Here is a 19,123-nt window from a genome sequence, read left to right as displayed (position 1 = left end):
GTTACTATGGCTTTATTTGGACCATCTAAAAAAGAAATTTGGAAGGAATTATCAGAAAGAATTAATGCTAACTATATTGAAGGTAGTGTACTTAAAAAATCACGAGTAGAGTATTCACATAAAAGTTGGACTATTTATTTAGATACTCATACTGTTTCATCAGGTAAAAGCAGTACTACCTATACTAGAATGAGAGCTCCATTTATTAACAATAATAAGTTCTGTTTCAAAATTAACAAGAAAGGTCTTTTATCGGGTATAGGAAAAGCTTTTGGTATGCAAAATATTGAAAGCGGATATGATTCTTTTGATAAAGATTTCATAATTAAAGGTAATGACGAGTTAGTTGTTAAGGATTTACTCCAAGATAAGAATATTAGAAATTTAATGCAAAATCAGCCGAAAATGAATCTCCAGATAAAAGATAGCCAGGGCGTATTAGGTCCAAGCTTCAATGAGAATGAAAGTGAATTATATTTTAAAGTTGTAGGAGTAATTAAAGATATAGATAGATTAAAAAGTTTATTCCAGCTCTTTATAAAAATTCTTGATAATTTTGAATTAAAAGGTATTACTTTGAATCATGCCCCAGAAGTGAAATTGTATAAAGATTAAAATTAATAACACAAAATATTTATTAGAGCATAAGAAATGGAGAAGAATAACATATGCCGTAGTTGCAAATATAGTAAGTTTTGCATTGGGAGTTGATATAATGATAGCTACATAAACCCAGTGCTTATAAATAACTTGAATTGGGATTAGTAATGAAAATTTCTCTGATTAGCGGGTCACCACGAAAAAAAGGTAACACGGAAATATTGTTAAGCTACTGTAAGGACAAGTTAGAAGAAGAAGGGTTAACAACTGAGTCAATCAATTTAGCATGTGAAAAGTTGAACCATTGCTTAGGATGTAATAAATGTACTGGACAGAATAAATGTATTCAGAATGATGATTTTAATAAGGTATATAATAAAGTATTACAAAGTAAGGGGTTAATTCTAGCAAGTCCGGTTTACGTTGGAATGCCAACATCACTTATGATGGCATTTATTCAAAGAGCTACTATGGTATCATTTAATAATGAGAGAACATTAATAGGAAAAATAGGCGGAGCAATAGCTATAGGTGGAGAAGCAGGACAGCTAGCTACTATAAAGGATATGACTCAATTTTATCTTGTAAATGAGATGATTGTAGTTGGTTCAGAATATTGGAATATTGGTGTAGCATCAAAAAAAGGAGATATAAAAATTGATACTAGAGGTAAAGAATATGTAGAGTCTTTTGTGAAAAATGTGAGTAGTATTATAAATAAACTGGAGGGTTAGTATGAAGAAAGGTAATATATTATATGTGAGAACTGATTATAAAATTGATGGAGCAAAAGTAACAAAATTAGATTTTGAAGATCATTTAAAGTATCTTGAAGATATAGCAAAAGAAAGATTTTTTATGGGTGGAGGCTTCACTAAAAAACTGGGTGGTATGATTGTTTTTGAAGCAAATAATATAGAAGAGGCAGAAAAAATATCAAATGGAGACCCTCTTATTTCAAGAAAGCTATATAGATATGAATTAGTAGAATGGGAAATGGTTATTTTATCTGAAGATTTATAAGGATGATTCATAATAAACTTATTGCCATTTTGGTATAAAGTATATATAATAAGTACAAGAATAGAATTAGTCCTAGAAATATAGGCATTTGAGGTGCAGAAATGAAAACACATAATCCTTTTTATGAATTTTCGTCAACAACAAAGAAATTATATAGTCTTATTCAGAAGAATGGACCGTTTACTAAAGGAGAAATTCTAGACAAGACTGGTTTAAAATTAACTACTGTAAATAGAGCAATCAAACCATTATTAGATTATAACTTAATTCAAGAAGTTGGAATCGCTGAATCTAGTGGCGGTAGGAAGCCGTTAATTTTTGGGATAAATACTAAAGGAAATTATGTGATAGGAATAGATTTATCAAGGACATATATTCAAGTAGTAATAACCGACTTTAAAATGAATGTTATCGGCAAAAGAAGTAAAGATATGACTGAAGATTTTAGTCCAGATATGGTTATTAATTATATAGGAAAAATGTTAAATGAATTAAAAAGCCAATATAATATTAAATGTACTGAGATAATAGGAGCTGGCGTTGGAACTGTAGGGCCTTTAGATAAAGAAAAAGGAATAATGATAAATCCTAAAAAGTTTCCATCTTTAGGTTGGGAAGGTTTAAATATTAAAGAACTATTGCAAAATGAATTAGGACTACCTGTAGTAGTAGATAATGGTGCAAATTCAGCAGTTTTTGCTGAACAATACTATGGGGTTGGAAAGGGATTCAATGGAATAGCTTATTTCAACTGTGGTATAGGTATTAGAACAGGGGTTGTTGCTTCAAATAAAATTATAAGAACCCATTTAAATTATGAAGACACTTTTGCCCATATGGTAGTAGACATGGATGGGGAAAAATGCTCTTGTGGAAAATATGGTTGTGTTGAAGCTTATGCAACAATAGCGGCAATTTTTAAAAAATTTATAAAAGAAGTTAAAAAAGGTAAAAAAACAAATATAAATACTGAAGTAGATGAAATTACATATAAAGATATTTGTAATGCAGCTGAAAATGGAGATGAATTATCTAGAGAGATTTTACGAGATGCAGCTACCGTTTTTGGTATAGGTTTAGCAAATTATATCAATATATTGAGTCCAGAAATAGTTATATTAAGTGGGCCATTGATACAATATTCTAATTATTTTTATCAAATTTGTGTAGAAAATGCTGAATCAAATTATACATTAACTCAAAATAATAAAATATTATTTAGCAAACAAGGAAAGTATAAACAGGATGCAATTTCTGTTGGTGCAGCAGCAACAATGATTGAAGAGATTCTAAATTAGCTTTATAAGCTATTTTTAGATATAGACTTTTAACCGTATTGGTTAAAACTATAAAAATTAATCATTTCATAGTTTTTTATTAATAAAAATGTTGAACAAACTTTTGACCAAAATGGAATAAAGATAAAGGAGGATATTACAATATGGAAAATGCTATAATGAAAATTATAAAAGAAGAGCGTGAAGTAAAGGTGTATGATTTTCCAAAAGAAGATTTAATATTAAGAGATTTTCTTGCGTTAGATCGTACTATTTTAGCAAATGAAAGAACTTTTTTAGCTTGGTTTAGAACTGCATTAAGCTTAATTGCAATAGGCTTAACACTTATTAAATTTAGTGATGATAGAATGTTTTTTATTGGTGGATTTATTCTATTGATTGTAGGTTTGCTTGCGGGTATAGTTGGAATAAGAAGGTATTTTAGAATGCGTAAAAGATTATCTGGAATAAAATTTTAAAATATTACGAAAGATTAGCAAACAATGATATAATTGCATTGAAATGATTTTTTTATAAAGTAATTTTATGAGAAGGTAAATAAGACAATGTCAGGAAAACAAAAGAAACTTAAGTTTATTGTTGTTGTAATTGTATGTATTTCATTAGGAATAGGATTTGTAATAAAAAATATTCAAGAATTTAGGTTATTAAAATCAAAAACAGAATCATTAAATGGAAATCATCAGGAAATTTATAAATATGAAAAAGCAAAAGTTACTCTTAAAGTAAAGTTAGAAAATGAATATAATAAAAAAGAATTAGTATCTTTATATAGTAGAAAAAGTATAGAAGAAATTTTAACAAAATTAATACCTAGTAAACAAAATATACTTCCTATTCTGGGAACATCTGAAAAGCTTAGTAGTAAGCAGAAAACAAATATGAGCCAGTGGAGAGATGACATTGTAAAGTTTGCACAAAAGAATCGTAAAGATGTGTTTATAAGTGGATCAAATAAAAAAAAGATAGCTTTAACTTTTGATGATGGTCCGGATAATATAATAACACCTATGATTATAGGTATTTTAAAAGACAATAATATAAAAGGAAACTTCTTTTTCCTTGGAGAAAAGATAGAGAGGTATCCTGAAGTAGTTAAACAAGCATATGAAAATGGGAATATTATTGCAAGTCACGGTTATTATCATAATGAGCTTACTAAGTATGATAATGATAAAATAAATGAGGAAATGCAAAGAACAACAACCTTGATTAAAGAAATAATTGGTAAGAAGCCTCTGTTTATTCGTCCAGCTTATGGAGATATAAATGATAGAGTTTTATCCGTTTTGAATAAAAATCAAGTTAAGACAATTCTATGGTCATTAGATGCTCTAGATTGGTCTTTAAGAGAAAGGGACGCAATTATTAAAAATGTAATAGATAATGTTAGAAATGGTGATATTATATTATTACATTCAAATGCAGATAAAATTGAAACTGCAAAAGCACTAGAGACAATCATTTTAGAATTAAAAAGTAAAAACTATGAAATTGTTGATTTAGAAACTTTATTAAAAATCAAAGCATATGAAAAATAATAAAACAGACCATTGATTGAAGAGCCAATGGTTTGTTTTTATTATTTTAGGACTTAGATCTATAGTCAGATGGACTCATATTTTTATATTTTTTAAATAATCTGCAGAAGTACAATTGGTCATCAATCCCTATCAAATATGAGATTTGACCAATAGACAAGTTGGTATCAGTTAAGAGTTCACATGCCTTTATTAGTCTAAAATTTATTAGATATTTTTTGGGTGTTACACCTGTATGTATTTTGAAAATATTTATAAACCTATTTATACATAATCCAGTTAAAGCAGCTAATTGTGAGATAGTGATTTTTTTAGAATAGTTTATGTGAATATAATTTATAACTAGATTCAATCTAGTACTTTGGTCATCTAAATTATTCTTATGAAGTATATGTTTTCTTGAGAGTATAGAGAATAGTTGAAGTAAAAATGAAGTTGAAAGCATTTCAAAGTTTTCTTTTTTTATTTGGATTTCATCTACTATCATATTTATTAAAGCAGGTACTTCATTATTTACCCCGACGTAAAATGTATTTCCAGTATTAAAATTTATTTTGGTGAATAACTCTGGAACACCATAACCAGTGAAATGTACCCAATAACATTTTATTAGCTGATCTTGTATTTGACCATAGTATTGTTCTTCACCAGGTCTATAGACAAAGATTGTTCCTTTTTGAATCTCATGATTTATACCATTTGATTTAACTATCCCTTTTCCATCATGAACATATACCATGAGATAATCATTTCTTCCATATTTTCTATGTCTTATAGTACGACCTTCATCAAATTCAAAATAACCAGCACTGTTCACTTGTAGATATTCATCTTCAGCTGAAGTTCCAGAATCATTTACTTTGGGGATACGATATGTAGAATAGAATTGCATGAATATCTCTCCTTTCAAATAGTGAAAAAGTCCATAATAATATTAACTTTATTTATTCATTATTTTTAAATTATATACTATGATATTTATATAGTCAAAAGGCATGTCACCTTGTAATTAACAGGAGGGTATATAAATTTATGTATAATAAAAATAAAACACCAAGAGAACGTGTCATGGAAGCATTAAGAGGGGGTTGTTCAGATAAAGTTCCTTTTACAGTATATGAAAATATGATTCCTCAATGTTCAACAGAAAGAGAGCTGAGGAATAAGGGGCTTTGTATAGTTTATAGAAAGCCATCTTATAATATATTACATCCTAATGTTGATATTAAAACTTATGGGTATACGAATGAGGAGGGAGAAAAGTTTGTACGAACTATATATAACACACCTCATGGCGAGTTGAGCACATTACAACAAGCAGGTATTAATACAAGTTGGACATTAGAGCACATGTTCAAATCTCCAGAAGATTATAAGGCTTTACGATTTTTTATAGAAGATAGTGTTATAGTACCAAACTATGCAAGTGTAGTAAAACTGGAAAAGCAGCTTGGGGAAGATTTTGTACTTCGTGATAAAATTTGTCTTGAGCCACTTCAACAATTAATATCTAAATATATGGGAACTGAAACATTTTGTTTTGAATGGATGGATAATCGTGATGAAATCATGAAATTTTATAATTCTTCAGTGAATATAGCTAGAAAAATTTATTCAGTTGTAGCTGATGGACCACTTGAATTTGCAAACTATGGAGGGAATGTGGTACCTCAAATTATTGGAGTAGATAATTTTGAAAAATATTATGTTCCACATTATAATGAAGCAGCAGAAATACTTCATAAAAAAGGTAAAGTTATAGGGTGTCATTTTGATGCAGATAATACTACTATTATGAAGAGTATTGCTAAGACTGAGCTCGACTATATAGAAGCCTATGATGCAGGAATAAGCCCGTCAGTTAAAGAGGCAAGGAAAGCATGGCCTAATAAAGTTTTGTGGTTAAATTGGCCAAGTACTTGGCAATTATATTCACAAGAAGATATTTATAATAGTACATTAAAATTAATTGAAGAAGCAGGTTCAAAAAATGGATTTATTATTGGAATAACTGAAGATGTACCAGAGGAAAGGTGGCAGCAGAATTTTACTACTATAATGGATGCAATTAATAAGGCATAAAAATGATATTAAATAATTTAATATGTTTTCTTATGTTTGATATTTGGGAAAATAGTGGTATAATAAGGATGTTATATGAGTAATATATTAAATTAATAGTGATAAAATGAAATGGAAGGAGTGGTGTATTATGAAAACATTAAATGTGTCTATTTTGATAAATGAATTGAATAAAAGCTACTCTGGGGAAAGTGTTTCATAAATATATATTTTAGAATACTGTATAATATATTTAAAAAACAGATTTATTTTAATGTCTATAAACCTTGGAGTAGCAAAAATGAAAATTTTTGGATTCTGGGGTATTTTTATTATATAGAAAATTTCAATTTTTTATATAATAAAAATGAAGGGGTGCAGGGGAAGTATTCCCCGCTTCTTTCAGGAGGGTGCTCAGATGCGTCAGCATCGTCGAAGGGAAACTAAGGTTCCCTAGCGAAGCGGCTTCGCCGCCCTTTATGCCTAAAATTAATTGGAGGTAAGTATGGATAATAAAATAAATCTTTTTCATTGGGGATTAAATAAATCCTTTATAAAGGAATACGAAGAAAACTACAAAGGTTATTATTTAGGCAGAGTAGTTGAAGAGCAAAAAAACTTATATAAAATAATAACTGCAGAAGGTAAAATGCTAGGGGAAATTTCAGGTAAAATCTCTTATAATGCATCTCAGAGAATTGACTATCCTACTGTTGGAGATTGGGTAGTTGTTGATAGATTAAATGATAATAATGGAAGAGCTATTATCAATGGAATATTAAAAAGAAAAAGCAAGTTCTCAAGAAAAATAGCTGGAACTCGAAGTGAAGAGCAAATCGTTGCGGCAAATATTGATACCTTATTTATTTGCATGGCATTAAATAACGATTTTAATTTGAAAAGATTAGAAAGATATATAAGCTTGACATGGAATAGTGGTGCTACTCCAGTGATTTTATTAACTAAATCTGATTTATGTGAAAATATTGATGATAAATATTCACAGGTTGAAAGTATTGCTTTAGGAATAGATATCTTTGTGGTGTCTTCTGTTGAAATGTTAGGAATTGAGCAGATAAAATTTTATATAAAAGAAGGAAGTACTATTGGATTTGTTGGTTCATCAGGAGTTGGAAAATCAACATTGGTGAATAGTATACTAAATGAGAAAAAGCAACTAACAAAGGAAATTGGAAATGATGATAAAGGACGTCATACAACTACTTATCGAGAACTTATCCCAACGGACTTAGGTGGAGTTATTATTGATACACCTGGGATGAGAGAAGTTGGTATGCTAGGAGATAATGAAAGTATTGATAATTCCTTCAAAGACATTGAAGAAATAGCTACTATGTGCAAATTTGCAAATTGTACTCATAAAAGTGAACCAGGATGTGCAATAAAAGAAGCTATTATTAATGGTGAAATATCTATACAAAGATATAATAATTATTTGAAACTCAAAAAAGAAGCTGAATTTATGGAAAGAAAGTCTAATAAAAATAGTCAACGATCTTTTATTAGGGACATTAAAAAGAAAAATAAAGCAAGACAAAAAATTAAATATTAATATCATCCAACCCCCATTTATGGGGGTTTATGTTTTATTTAGAATATTATGCATAAAAAAGCTATCTAAAATATTTAATCTGATTTATAATAATATTTGTATATTTATCAAAATATTATAATTAAAGATAGATAAATATTAATGAATAATATAATTAATGAAGGTGATTTCATGGAGATATCGAGTTTTGTGAAGAAGTTATTTGTAAAAATACCAGAAAAATATAAAGAAGAATTTGAAAGGGAAACAAGTTTACATAATACAAAAAATTGTATGCAATTTTCAAAAGTTGTTTTTTTATTTGAGGTAATTATTATTGCAGTGTCCTTTATGCCTATGCCGAAAACTTTTTATGGTACAACCTTGGAGTATTATAGAATTATGTATATTTTATTGGGTGTAATAATTTTGTTGTATATGTTTTTATTCAAAACTATACGAAATGGAAAGATAAAAAAACAAATAACTATACAATATATACATTTGTCATATGTAGTAATTGGATTATTATGGGGGTCGGGGATATCAATATTAGATCAAATTTATTATCATCAGATTATTGTTTATTTGACTTTTATTGTTGGTATATCACTTGTTATATTTATTAAACCTTATTTATTACTATATGTTTATACTGTGATACAAGTGCTTTTTATGAGTATGATTTATTTAATGGAAGACTCTAAGCTCCAAATATTTGGACATTGTTTAAATACAACAATTTTTATTACAATTGGTTGGTTTGTTTCTCGTCATCTTTATAAGGATAGATTAGAAAGTTTTATAAAAAGAAAGATTATAGAAGAAAAAAATGTAGAGTTAAATAAAGCTAATAAAAAACTGGAAGAGCTTTCTTCTCATGACTCATTAACTGGATTATATAATAGAAGAAAATTGAATACTATTCTTGATGAACAATGGGAGAATAGTATTAATAAAAATATTAAATTGTTTATGATTATGATTGATATAGATTATTTTAAGAAATTTAATGATACTTATGGTCATATTGAAGGAGATAGATGCATAATTGAAATATCAAATATTCTTAAAAGTTTTTGTAGAGAAAATGGTGGATTCGCAGCAAGGTATGGCGGAGATGAGTTTTGTTTAATTTTTCCGGGGATACAGAAAAATATATTAGAGAGTAAGATAATTTCTTTAAGAGAAAAAGTTAGAGGTTTAAAATTATATAATCAATTATCCCCAATTGATAAATACATTACAATTAGTTTAGGACTATATGTAGGTATGGCTGAAAAAAACATAGATCCGTGGAGCTTTGTAATAAATGCAGATAGGGATTTATATAACAATAAATTGAGAAGAAAATTTAAGTGCCAATAAAAATGCCAAATGGACCGCAAATTTTAGAAATTGTAGGTATATTTTACTGCAAAATAAAGGAATTAATATATTTTTGTGGTATAATTTATTATGTTATATGATTTTATGTAAACATACCATTATCATAAAGGAGTTATCGTCTATGATGGGAAAACGGTTAGAAAAGATAGTGTTTTTAATAATAATATTGATTAATATTTTATTTTTAAATGTAACATCAGTATTTGCAAAAGAAAATGTAGAAAAACATATACTTATTCTTAATTCATACCACCAAGGCTATACATGGACTGATAATATTGTAAAAGGTGTTAATAGTATTTTAAATGATTCCAATAATGTAATCCGTATAGAATATATGGATACAAAGATGATTACAGATGAAGAACACCTTAATAATTTGTATCAATTATACAAGCATAAGTTCAGAGATAGCAATTTTGATGTTATTATTGCTTGTGATAATGATGCCTATGAATTTTTGAAAATATATCATGATGCTTTATTTCAAAATATCCCCATAGTGTGTTGCGGTCTTAATATTTATGATGATTTTATTACAAATAAAAACAATTTATTTACAGGCATAGCAGAAAAAGTCGATGTTATTGCAACAATAGATTTAGCTTGTGATCTTCACCCTGATATAGAGAACATTATCGTGATATCAGATAATTCTACCTTTGGAGATATGAATGAAAAAATTGCAAAACAAGTAGTTCCTTCATATAAGGGTAAACTAAATTTTGATTTCATTCAAATTAGTACTATAGAAGAAATAATTGATAAGGTTAAAAAAATACCGAAAAATAGTATAATTTTGCAGACTGGAATTTTTAAAGATGAATTTGGAGAGCTTATTCCAGTTGAAAAAGGGAATAGGATTATACATGAAGCAGTTGATACACCTATATATAGTTATTGGAAAATGCATCTTGGTGGTGGAGTTATTGGTGGTAAAATATTAGATGGTTATCATGAAGGACAAGTAGTTGCGGGAATGGCAAAATCAATACTTGAGGGTAAAAGCGTTAGTGAAATTCCTTTTGTAGAAGAGAGTAGTACTCAGTATGTTTTTGATGATAATTTATTAAAAGAATACAATATTAAACACAAGGAATTACCAAAAGATAGAATTATTTTAAATTTACCTAATACATTTTTTGAAATATCTAAGATTCTAATGTATCAATTAGTTATTTTATTGATTATATTTCTAGTGTATATAAACTTTGCTAGATTTAGAGATATTAAAAGACTAAGAGTCGTAAAAAAAGAACTCAAGGAAGAAAAGGAAATTCTAAAATCTATTCTAGATTCAACTGGAGATGGTATATTAGTTTTAGATACTGAAAGAAATATTATACATAGAAATGATAAAGTAAATGAAATGTGGCAAATACCAAATGAATTTTTGGATGTAAAAAGAATTTCTTTATTGGAAGCTTATATTAGAGGTGTTGTGAAAAATGCAGACGCATTAATTAGTTGGTTTATCGCAGCTAAAGGAAGTACAAATGATAGTATTTATACTATAAACTTCAAGGATGGAAGGTCGTTTGAGACAGTATCTAAAGCATTTATTATTGATGGGAAATTAAGTGGGGATGTTTTAAATTTTAGAGATATAACTAAGAAAATAGAGCTAGAACAACTTGAAAAAGAAGTTGAAATAAAGGAAAAGTTGTTGGAAGAAGCTAAAAAATATGACCAAATGAAAGATCAATTTTTAGCAACTATATCACATGAATTAAAAACTCCTTTGAATATTATACTAGGAATCATACAATTAATTGAACAAGGTATGGCTGAAAAAAACAAAGTTCCTAATATGGAAAAGCTAAATAATTATAAGAATATATCAAAACAAAATTGTTATAGATTATTAAAATTAATTAATAATCTAATTGATATAACAAAGATAGATTCGGGTTTTATGAGTTTAAACTTAAAAAATTATAATATAGTTAGTGTTGTAGAAGATATTTCGTTATCAATAGTGGAGTATGCACAAAGTAAAGGAATTACAATCATCTTTGACACTGAGACTGAAGAAGAAATAATTGCTGTAGATGCAGAAAAAATGGAAAGAGTTATGTTAAACTTATTTTCCAATGCAGTAAAATTTACAGATGAAGGTGGCGTAATTAAAGTTAATTTATTACGTAAGCAGAATAGTATAATTATAAGGGTAAAGGATTCTGGTATAGGAATACCTGAGGATATGAGGGGAAAAATATTTGATAGATTCAGCCAGGTTGATTCCTCTTTAAGCAGAAATACAGAAGGCAGTGGTATTGGACTTGCTTTAGTTAAATCTATTGTTGAGTTACATAATGGAACAATAACGTTAAACAGTGAAGCTGGTACTGGGAGTGAGTTTATTATAGAAATACCTGTAGTTTTAGTAGAAGAAAGTGGCAGTGCTAAAAATGAGATTGCTGAAACTACAATAAATACAAATGTGGAGAACATAAGTATAGAATTTTCGGATATTTATTCGTAGGCAAAACTATAAAAGCTAGGTACAGTTCACAAAAAATAAATTTCATAAAAAACTATAATTTTATTTATATAAAATTATAGTTTTTTTGTCTTTGATTAATTTACAAATATGCATAAAAGGTGTAATATTACACTATAGATAAATAAAATACACTAAATATTGAGGCGGAGGCAAAGAATTGAATAGAGAAGAATTTATAGATAAAATTGATTCAAAGGTAAAATTAATAAGAAATGAGAAGGATTTTACTCAGGACAAAATGGCAAGAATAATCGGAATATCAAAAAAGACCTTAGTTCAGGTTGAAAAAGGCAGATCAAGTATTGGGTGGATGGGAGCTATTTCTGTTTGTTCAATATTTAAAGATAGTGAAATTTTACAAATGACTTTTGGTGGAGATACACAAGATATAATTCGTTGTCTTGCTTTTGATAACTATGAAGAAAATTATAATAACCTTTTAAGTGCAACGATGGGTGGTAAAATTTGGTGGAAAGAAGTGGAAGGTAACGAAAATTTTAAAATTCAAGTAAATATAGTAAGTAACCATTATAGAATTCTTGATAACAAAAATAGAAGAATTAGCTTTTCTTTTGATATTGATTATATAAAAAAAAGATATAGTGAACTATCTATGGGTGGAGGAGAAATATGATTACAGATTTGTTGAGCAGAATAATATTAGGAAAAAAAGATAAATTTATCTTTAAAGGTTATGAAAGTAGGATGATTGATTTTTCAAGAATTGAAGAAGAAATAGGGATTTATATACATATTCCATTCTGTAAAAGTATTTGCCCGTATTGTCCCTATAATAAGGTTGTTTATGAAAAAAATATGGCTGAAAAATATGTAGAGGCACTTCTAAAAGAATTCAATTTGTACAAAGATGAAATTCAGAATAAAAAAATCACTTCTATATATTTTGGTGGGGGAACGCCTACATTAGTTGCCAAGGAGTTAATAGAATTTATCCAATATATTAAAAAAACTATTAGTTTTGACGGTGATATTGGTATGGAAGTTTACCCTTCCCAAGTCAATACTAATTTACTAAATACATTAAAAGAGCTTGGGGTAAACATGATAAGTTTAGGGGTTCAGACCTTTGATGATGATATATTAAAGTTTTTGGGAAGAAATTACACTGCAAAAGATATAGATATAGCTATAAAATTAATAAAATCTTATGGCTTTAAATGTGTTGATATAGATATAATGAGTAATCTCCCAGGTCAAAGCATTGAGCAAATTGAATATGATTTAAAAAAAGTATATTCTTATGGAATAGATCAACTTTCTATATATCCATTAATAGTATTCCCATTAACTAATATGAGCAAAGTTATAAATGATAGAGGATTATCAAGATTTAATGAATTTCAGGAAATAAATATTCTTAAATTAATTGATGCAATTTCAAGTGAGTATGGTTATAAACGGAATTCTGTATGGACTTATGGAAAAGAAGATAATAACAGATATACCTCAGTAACGAGGGAGAGTTTCATAGGACTGGGTGCTGGAGCAAGTTCATTGTTTGGAGATTATTTTTATCTAAATACGTTTAATGTTGATGAATATATTAAAGCTGTTAATGAAAAAAAGAAGCCTATTAATCTAGTGAACGTAATGAATGAAAAAGAGAAGATGATATTCTGGATATTTTGGAGATGTTACGATGGGGTAATAGACGAAAATAGATTTAAAGAATTGTTTGGTAAAGATATGAAAAAAGAATTTAGATTATTATTTACCGCACTTAAGTTTTTGAGAATGAGTAAACAACAGCAAAATAAATTGGTTCTTACTAACTTTGGGCGATATGCTTATCACTATGTAGAAAAACAATATTCAATACATTACCTTAATAAGCTGTGGCAGTCATCTATGGAGAAGGCATGGATTGAGGAAATTAAGATTTAGTCAAAATTTAGGGATGGTTCACAACTTTTGGAGGGTTAATATGAGAAAAAGAGATTTTATATCATTAGCTAGTTTTGGTATTAAGACAATTTTATTTAAGCAGAAAAAGCCTATTCTTGGAACAATTATTTTGACGGATTATTGCAATTTAACTTGCAAGCATTGTGCTGTGAATAATATTAATAAAGTTATGCATTCATATGAGAGTATTCGAAAAGAGATGGAGGATTTTTATGATGAGGGTATAAGAATTTTGTTTTTCTGTGGAGGGGAAACAATGCTTTGGGAGGATAAAGATAAGAATATCCGAGATTTAATAAAAGAAGCTAGAGAAATTGGGTTTTATATAGTTAATGTTGTTACTAATGGGACTGTTGATCTGGATATTCCAGAAGCGGATGTAATATTTCTGAGTTTAGATGGTATGAGAGAAAAACACAATCTCATCAGAGGTGATACTTTTGATACTATTATGAAGAATTTAGAAAAAGCTAATGATTCTAATATTTGTATTTACATGGCGGTTAATAAGTTCAATTATGAAGATGTTGAGAATGTTGGTAAATTAGCTAATGAGCATCCTAATATAAATTCTATTTCTTTTAATTTTCATACACCTTATGAAGGTACTGAGAGCTTAAGTTTGAGCTTGGAACAGAAAATAAATGTAGTAAATATAATAAAAAAGATGATTAATAACAAGTTGCCAATATTTAATTTAAAAAGTGGTCTTGATGCATATTTGGATAAGCGATGGACAAGTCCATGTTACCAGTGTATAGTTTCTGAAAACGGAAAAAGATATGTGTGTGGTCGTTGCGTTGAGATTGATGGTTTATGCGAAGAATGTGGGTATTTATTTGCTACTGAGTTTTCTTTGTTGTTTAGTGGTAATATCAGAGCTATTTGGGATATGTTGAGAACTTATTTAAAGTATGTGTAGCTCTTTATATATCAGAAGAAGGATTTCTATGTATACGTATTTTGAAAATAAAGAAAGTATAATATAATATAATATAAGTCATAGAATGATAGGAGGATAATATGCTCTATATAATAATAATATTTGCTTTATTTTCTATTGCTATATTGATAAAAGATTATAAAAATAAATACATATGGATATTAATAACTGGGTTTATCGGATTAAGTTTAGCAATTTTTGCAGCAGTATTAGAGATATCAAGAGTTGGAAATTATTTTTATAATAATAATATATTATTTTATTATGATTACTTACTATATATGTATATTATTGAGATATTTAAAATAAGTTTTTCAGACATTACGAGGCTTATGAATATTGGGATATCAATGTACTTGATTACGGTTCCTTTATTTGTTTATGAGTTTATTAAAGGTAGTGATCGAGAAACCATATTCTGCAAGAAGAATATTATAAAAATATTAATTCTATCAGTGTTTCCTATAGCTATTGTTTGGTTATATGATGCAGAAATGGGATACAAAATTTTTATTAAAATTCATCAAGATAATTGGATCATTTCTTCAGGTCACATAAAACAAATAATAAAATTTGTTGATATCATTAATAAGTTGGTTGTAGAACTTTATTTATTTTATCCACTCTATGTACTTTTTCAGTATTTTATTGAAACTAAGATTTCTATGATTAAAAAGCAAGTACTTTCATTGGCAGCAAGCTTTCTAGTATTGAATATATCATTTAATATTTTCTTTCTATTTGGGCCTTTTGAAATAGCCTATACCAATCTATTTGATACAGGTTTTTGGATTTATAATATGAACTTATGTGATATACCTTTTTATTATTTTGATATTGTGCCAATTATATTTATTTTTGTTATGATAGTTTTACTAATAATATTGATGAAATACCGTATGGTAAGTAATTTTGGATTATTTAAAGAGAAGACTATGAATAGAAATATGAGAACAATGAATTCAAATATAAGAGATATGATGCATTCTCAAAAGAATATATTATTTAGTGTAAAAATACTTGCTGAACAAGCAAATAATAATTATGATAATGAGATTGGAAAAGAGGCAGTTAATGAGATTATAAAGCTTAGTAATTTTACATTAAGTAATATTTCAAGGGGGCTTAATTCTTTGAAAGAATTACAATATAGGCCTAGCTATCATAGAATAGTTGATGTTATAGAGATGGCGTTAAATGAAGTTCAGGTCCCTAAAAATATTAAGATTAAGAAAAACTATTATGAATATGAAGCATGTTCAAATATTGATTTTTATCATCTAATGAAGTCAATTGTAAACATAGTTCAGAATTCTATTGAAGCAATAAATTGTACTGATAAAGATGAGGGAATAATACAGATAGAAGTTAATGTAGAGAATCGATGGGTTTACATTGTGATTACAGATAATGGAATAGGCATAAAAAAACAATATTTAAAAAAAATATTTACAGAATATTATTCAACCAAATCAAAACAGAATAATTGGGGCATTGGGCTCAGTTATGTAAATAAAGTAATCAACAAACATTGTGGGCATATTTGGGTAACTAGTAAAGAAGGTGAATATACATCGTTCCATATATTATTAGATAGGGTCAAGGGGGAGCATGAAAATAATGTCAAAAATTAAAATTGTAATAGTAGATGATATGAAAAACATTGTAGATTATTTTAAGATGATTCTTAATAACGAACCTGATATGGAAGTGATAGGTACTGCAAATAGTGGTATAGAAGGAGTTAAAGTAGTTAAGGAACAAAAGCCTGATGTAGTGCTAATGGACATACAAATGGAATCAAGAATGGCAGGAATTGAAGCAATTAAACTTATAAAAGAAGAACTAGCTAATGTAAAAATTATTGTACTTACTATACACCAAGAAGATGAGCTTTTATTTGCAGCATATAGTTCAGGGGCTATGGATTATATAGTAAAAACAAGTTCAGTAGTAAAGATACTCCAGTCTATAAGAAATGTATACAATAATCAATTATCTCTAAGACCCGATATAGCAGAAAAAATACTTGGAGAATTTACTAGGCTTAGAAATGCTCAGAGTTCTTTAATCGAGACACTTAATATTGTGTCTAAACTTACTAATAGTGAATTTGAAATATTAAAAGCTGTATATAATGGTTGTAAATATAAACAAATTGCTAAGCAACGATATGTTGAAGAAATAACAATTAGAGGACAAGTAAATAAAATTCTAAAAAAATTCCAAGAAAAAAAAATGAAAGATGTGGTTAAGAAATTGAAGCAACTTAACTTTTTTGATATATATTATAATGATTAAATAAAGATATTTTTATTTTTGCCTTGATGAGTATATTAGATTTAATAAATCTTAATATTCATCGGGTTTTTTTTATTATACAAGGAATTCGTAAATTAAATTTTTTGGTGGATAGAAGAAGCGTATATAACATTGTTATATACAACATTTGTATAACTTTTTTGTTGAAAGTTCTGAAATGTTGTACAAAAGATGCTACTTACTAAAAGTACGAAAATTCTATAATATTAAGATATGTTTGAATTAATTTTTTAGGTAATTGAAATACTTTGCAATGGGATAGAGATAAAATAAAAATGAGATTAAAACATGAGTATAGAAGAGAATACATTGAAAACGATTCTTTTTGTAGTAGCTTTTATGGTTATAGTAAGGAAGAGATTAACAAATTATAATTATGGAATGAAAAATCTATCATAGATAATCATTCCACTATTTTTAATCACTTGATGGAATGTATTCCACTAAGTGGAATGTAAGATTTAGATAAATATAAATTTTGATAAAGAGGAGGTATAGAAATATTTAGTTTAAAATATTCAAATTTAGTTTACAAAGGTTAAAAAAACAAAAAACGGAAAGGGGATCAAAGTATGAATATGGAAATGGATGTATTAAAAACGATTCTTTTTGCAGTATTTTTATTGCTTTTAGGAGGTAAAATCAAAGGAAAGTTCAAAATCTTCACAAAATATTGTATACCTGCATCAGTTATTGGTGGTCTTTTATTTGCTATATTAGCTTTGCTTTTTAAGAATTTGGGAATTGTAACTTTTGCATTTGATAAAGGAATACAAAAACTATTTATGAATGTTTTCTTTGCTGCTAGCGGATGTGCTGCAGGATTAGGATTGTTAAAAACAGGTGGTAAAAAAGTTGGTATATTTGTTGTTTTAGCAGCGGCTTTAGCCTTTTTACAAAATTCCGTTGCAGTAGGAGTAGGAAAATTACTTAATGTTCAACCATTAATCGCATTAATGACAGGTTCAGTACCAATGACTGGTGGACACGGAAACTCAGCTGCATTTGCTCCAATTGCAGAAGGATTTGGAGCTACAGGTGCAATGAGTGTTGCAATAGCTGCTGCTACTTTTGGATTATGCGCAGGTTCAATTATTGGGGGTCCTGTAGGAAATAGACTGGTTTCAAAATATGGTCTTGCAGAGGCAGGTTCTAAAGATTCTATAGGTAATGCTGCTGCTGAAGTGGCTGCTGACACTCAAAGAGTTTTCTTGGACAAGAAAAGAACTACAGAAGCAGTATTTATAGTATTGGTATCAGTGGGTCTAGGGTCTTATATATTTGATTTAGCTAAAGTTGCGTTACCTAATGTTGTATTGCCAATTCATGTAATGTGTATGTTAGCTGGTGTTATCGTTCGTAATGTATATGATGCTATTAAAAAGCCGACTGATAAAGCTATTTATCAAGAAATTGATGTAATTGGAGAAGTTTCTTTGGGATTATTTGTAACTATGGCAATAATGAGCATGAGATTATGGGAATTAGCTGCATTGGCAGTACCAATGATGGTATTATTATTTGCACAAATCTTATTGGTTTACTTATTTGTTACTCAAGTTACTTTCAGAGCTATGGGTAAAGATTATGATGCTGCAGTTATGGCTGTTGGACATTTAGGATTTGGAACAGGGGCAGTGCCAGTTTCAATGACTACTATGAAAACTGTTTGTGATAAGTATTCATATTCAAGAATTGCATTCTTTGTTGTTCCTATCGTTGGAGGATTAATTAGCAACTTTACCAATTCTGCTATTATAACTGCGTTTTTGAATTTCTTTAAATAATAAAATTTATTTTTAATTTGGGGTAGGAGATACCTACCCTGTTTTTTTGCTAGATGGTTTATTTTTGCTGTTATATTAATTGTAACAATAAAAATAAGCTATCTAGAAAATAGTTAGCTTTAATAGTTAATCCATAAATATTTAGTAAGTTTTGTTATTTTACTGTGGTGCAAAT

17 protein-coding genes are annotated in these 19,123 nt (G+C 28.0%); 16 read left to right on the top strand and 1 reads right to left on the bottom strand.

Going from position 1 to position 19,123, the window contains the following annotated elements; all coding sequences use genetic code 11:
- The first annotated feature begins 6 nt into the window (after window positions 1-6).
- From ACQ3F0_RS12160 to ACQ3F0_RS12135, 6 genes are all read left to right on the top strand, one after another.
- Complete coding sequence (locus ACQ3F0_RS12160) at window positions 7-615, top strand: DUF3137 domain-containing protein (RefSeq protein ID WP_428865531.1); 609 nt, start codon at window positions 7-9, stop codon at window positions 613-615.
- Between the two features lie 152 nt (window positions 616-767).
- Window positions 768-1,334, top strand: a complete 567-nt coding sequence (locus tag ACQ3F0_RS12155; protein ID WP_428865530.1) for a flavodoxin family protein — start codon at window positions 768-770, stop codon at window positions 1,332-1,334.
- 1 nt (window position 1,335) lies between these two features.
- Window positions 1,336-1,623 carry a YciI family protein gene (locus ACQ3F0_RS12150; RefSeq protein WP_428865529.1) on the top strand — a complete coding sequence of 96 codons (288 nt, stop codon included), beginning with the start codon at window positions 1,336-1,338 and terminating at the stop codon, window positions 1,621-1,623.
- A gap of 101 nt (window positions 1,624-1,724) precedes the next feature.
- Window positions 1,725-2,921 carry an ROK family transcriptional regulator gene (locus ACQ3F0_RS12145; RefSeq protein WP_428865528.1) on the top strand — a complete coding sequence of 399 codons (1,197 nt, stop codon included), beginning with the start codon at window positions 1,725-1,727 and terminating at the stop codon, window positions 2,919-2,921.
- A 143-nt stretch (window positions 2,922-3,064) separates the two neighbouring features.
- The gene (locus ACQ3F0_RS12140) at window positions 3,065-3,379 is read left to right on the top strand and encodes a DUF202 domain-containing protein (RefSeq protein WP_428865527.1); all 315 of its coding nucleotides are present in this window, start codon (window positions 3,065-3,067) and stop codon (window positions 3,377-3,379) included.
- Between the two features lie 87 nt (window positions 3,380-3,466).
- Window positions 3,467-4,462: a polysaccharide deacetylase family protein gene (locus ACQ3F0_RS12135; protein WP_428865526.1), complete on the top strand. Its 996-nt coding sequence runs from the start codon at window positions 3,467-3,469 to the stop codon at window positions 4,460-4,462.
- Window positions 4,463-4,508: 46 nt separating this feature from the next.
- Here the strand turns inward: ACQ3F0_RS12135 and ACQ3F0_RS12130 are convergent, their stop codons facing one another.
- The gene (locus ACQ3F0_RS12130; protein WP_428865525.1) at window positions 4,509-5,354 is read right to left on the bottom strand and encodes an AraC family transcriptional regulator; all 846 of its coding nucleotides are present in this window, start codon (window positions 5,352-5,354) and stop codon (window positions 4,509-4,511) included.
- A gap of 140 nt (window positions 5,355-5,494) precedes the next feature.
- Here ACQ3F0_RS12130 and ACQ3F0_RS12125 point away from each other — a divergent pair, with 140 nt between their 5' ends.
- The 10 genes from ACQ3F0_RS12125 to gltS all read left to right on the top strand — a co-directional run bounded on the left by ACQ3F0_RS12125 (window position 5,495) and on the right by gltS (window position 18,948).
- The gene (locus ACQ3F0_RS12125) at window positions 5,495-6,544 is read left to right on the top strand and encodes a uroporphyrinogen decarboxylase family protein (protein ID WP_428865524.1); all 1,050 of its coding nucleotides are present in this window, start codon (window positions 5,495-5,497) and stop codon (window positions 6,542-6,544) included.
- Window positions 6,545-7,028: 484 nt separating this feature from the next.
- Window positions 7,029-8,096, top strand: a complete 1,068-nt coding sequence (gene rsgA, locus ACQ3F0_RS12120; protein WP_428865523.1) for a ribosome small subunit-dependent GTPase A — start codon at window positions 7,029-7,031, stop codon at window positions 8,094-8,096.
- Window positions 8,097-8,267: 171 nt separating this feature from the next.
- Window positions 8,268-9,443: a GGDEF domain-containing protein gene (locus tag ACQ3F0_RS12115; protein ID WP_428865522.1), complete on the top strand. Its 1,176-nt coding sequence runs from the start codon at window positions 8,268-8,270 to the stop codon at window positions 9,441-9,443.
- Between the two features lie 142 nt (window positions 9,444-9,585).
- Window positions 9,586-11,949: an ABC transporter substrate binding protein gene (locus tag ACQ3F0_RS12110; protein WP_428865521.1), complete on the top strand. Its 2,364-nt coding sequence runs from the start codon at window positions 9,586-9,588 to the stop codon at window positions 11,947-11,949.
- A 178-nt stretch (window positions 11,950-12,127) separates the two neighbouring features.
- Window positions 12,128-12,604, top strand: a complete 477-nt coding sequence (locus tag ACQ3F0_RS12105; RefSeq protein WP_428865520.1) for a helix-turn-helix transcriptional regulator — start codon at window positions 12,128-12,130, stop codon at window positions 12,602-12,604.
- A complete protein-coding gene (locus ACQ3F0_RS12100) occupies window positions 12,601-13,875 on the top strand; it encodes a coproporphyrinogen-III oxidase family protein (RefSeq protein ID WP_428865519.1) in 1,275 nt (424 codons plus the stop codon). The genes ACQ3F0_RS12105 and ACQ3F0_RS12100 overlap by 4 nt, the downstream gene beginning before the upstream one ends.
- Before the next feature lie 40 nt (window positions 13,876-13,915).
- Window positions 13,916-14,818 carry a radical SAM protein gene (locus ACQ3F0_RS12095; protein WP_428865518.1) on the top strand — a complete coding sequence of 301 codons (903 nt, stop codon included), beginning with the start codon at window positions 13,916-13,918 and terminating at the stop codon, window positions 14,816-14,818.
- Window positions 14,819-14,919: 101 nt separating this feature from the next.
- Window positions 14,920-16,473 carry a sensor histidine kinase gene (locus tag ACQ3F0_RS12090; protein WP_428865517.1) on the top strand — a complete coding sequence of 518 codons (1,554 nt, stop codon included), beginning with the start codon at window positions 14,920-14,922 and terminating at the stop codon, window positions 16,471-16,473.
- Window positions 16,460-17,140 (top strand): response regulator, encoded by a 681-nt coding sequence (locus tag ACQ3F0_RS12085; protein WP_428865516.1) that lies wholly within the window; start codon window positions 16,460-16,462, stop codon window positions 17,138-17,140. The genes ACQ3F0_RS12090 and ACQ3F0_RS12085 overlap by 14 nt, the downstream gene beginning before the upstream one ends.
- A gap of 593 nt (window positions 17,141-17,733) precedes the next feature.
- Window positions 17,734-18,948: a sodium/glutamate symporter gene (gltS, locus tag ACQ3F0_RS12080; RefSeq protein WP_428865515.1), complete on the top strand. Its 1,215-nt coding sequence runs from the start codon at window positions 17,734-17,736 to the stop codon at window positions 18,946-18,948.
- The last annotated feature ends 175 nt before the right edge of the window (window positions 18,949-19,123 follow it).

It is taken from the genome of Clostridium sediminicola, assembly GCF_050402865.1.
GTDB classification, from domain to species: Bacteria; Bacillota; Clostridia; order Clostridiales; family Clostridiaceae; genus Clostridium_AF; species Clostridium_AF sediminicola.
Note: the sequence above shows the minus strand (reverse complement) of the source record. Positions and strands in the feature narration are given on the sequence as shown.

Bases quoted from the DNA above. Each gene is read 5' to 3' on its own strand.
- ACQ3F0_RS12160 (WP_428865531.1), top strand. From the start codon at position 7: ATGGCTTTATTTGGACCATCTAAAAAAGAAATTTGGAAGGAATTATCA.
- ACQ3F0_RS12155 (WP_428865530.1), top strand. From the start codon at position 768: ATGAAAATTTCTCTGATTAGCGGGTCACCACGAAAAAAAGGTAACACG.
- ACQ3F0_RS12150 (WP_428865529.1), top strand. From the start codon at position 1,336: ATGAAGAAAGGTAATATATTATATGTGAGAACTGATTATAAAATTGAT.
- ACQ3F0_RS12145 (WP_428865528.1), top strand. From the start codon at position 1,725: ATGAAAACACATAATCCTTTTTATGAATTTTCGTCAACAACAAAGAAA.
- ACQ3F0_RS12140 (WP_428865527.1), top strand. From the start codon at position 3,065: ATGGAAAATGCTATAATGAAAATTATAAAAGAAGAGCGTGAAGTAAAG.
- ACQ3F0_RS12135 (WP_428865526.1), top strand. From the start codon at position 3,467: ATGTCAGGAAAACAAAAGAAACTTAAGTTTATTGTTGTTGTAATTGTA.
- ACQ3F0_RS12130 (WP_428865525.1), bottom strand. From the start codon at position 5,354: ATGCAATTCTATTCTACATATCGTATCCCCAAAGTAAATGATTCTGGA.
- ACQ3F0_RS12125 (WP_428865524.1), top strand. From the start codon at position 5,495: ATGTATAATAAAAATAAAACACCAAGAGAACGTGTCATGGAAGCATTA.
- rsgA (WP_428865523.1), top strand. From the start codon at position 7,029: ATGGATAATAAAATAAATCTTTTTCATTGGGGATTAAATAAATCCTTT.
- ACQ3F0_RS12115 (WP_428865522.1), top strand. From the start codon at position 8,268: ATGGAGATATCGAGTTTTGTGAAGAAGTTATTTGTAAAAATACCAGAA.
- ACQ3F0_RS12110 (WP_428865521.1), top strand. From the start codon at position 9,586: ATGATGGGAAAACGGTTAGAAAAGATAGTGTTTTTAATAATAATATTG.
- ACQ3F0_RS12100 (WP_428865519.1), top strand. From the start codon at position 12,601: ATGATTACAGATTTGTTGAGCAGAATAATATTAGGAAAAAAAGATAAA.
- ACQ3F0_RS12095 (WP_428865518.1), top strand. From the start codon at position 13,916: ATGAGAAAAAGAGATTTTATATCATTAGCTAGTTTTGGTATTAAGACA.
- ACQ3F0_RS12090 (WP_428865517.1), top strand. From the start codon at position 14,920: ATGCTCTATATAATAATAATATTTGCTTTATTTTCTATTGCTATATTG.
- ACQ3F0_RS12085 (WP_428865516.1), top strand. From the start codon at position 16,460: ATGTCAAAAATTAAAATTGTAATAGTAGATGATATGAAAAACATTGTA.
- gltS (WP_428865515.1), top strand. From the start codon at position 17,734: ATGAATATGGAAATGGATGTATTAAAAACGATTCTTTTTGCAGTATTT.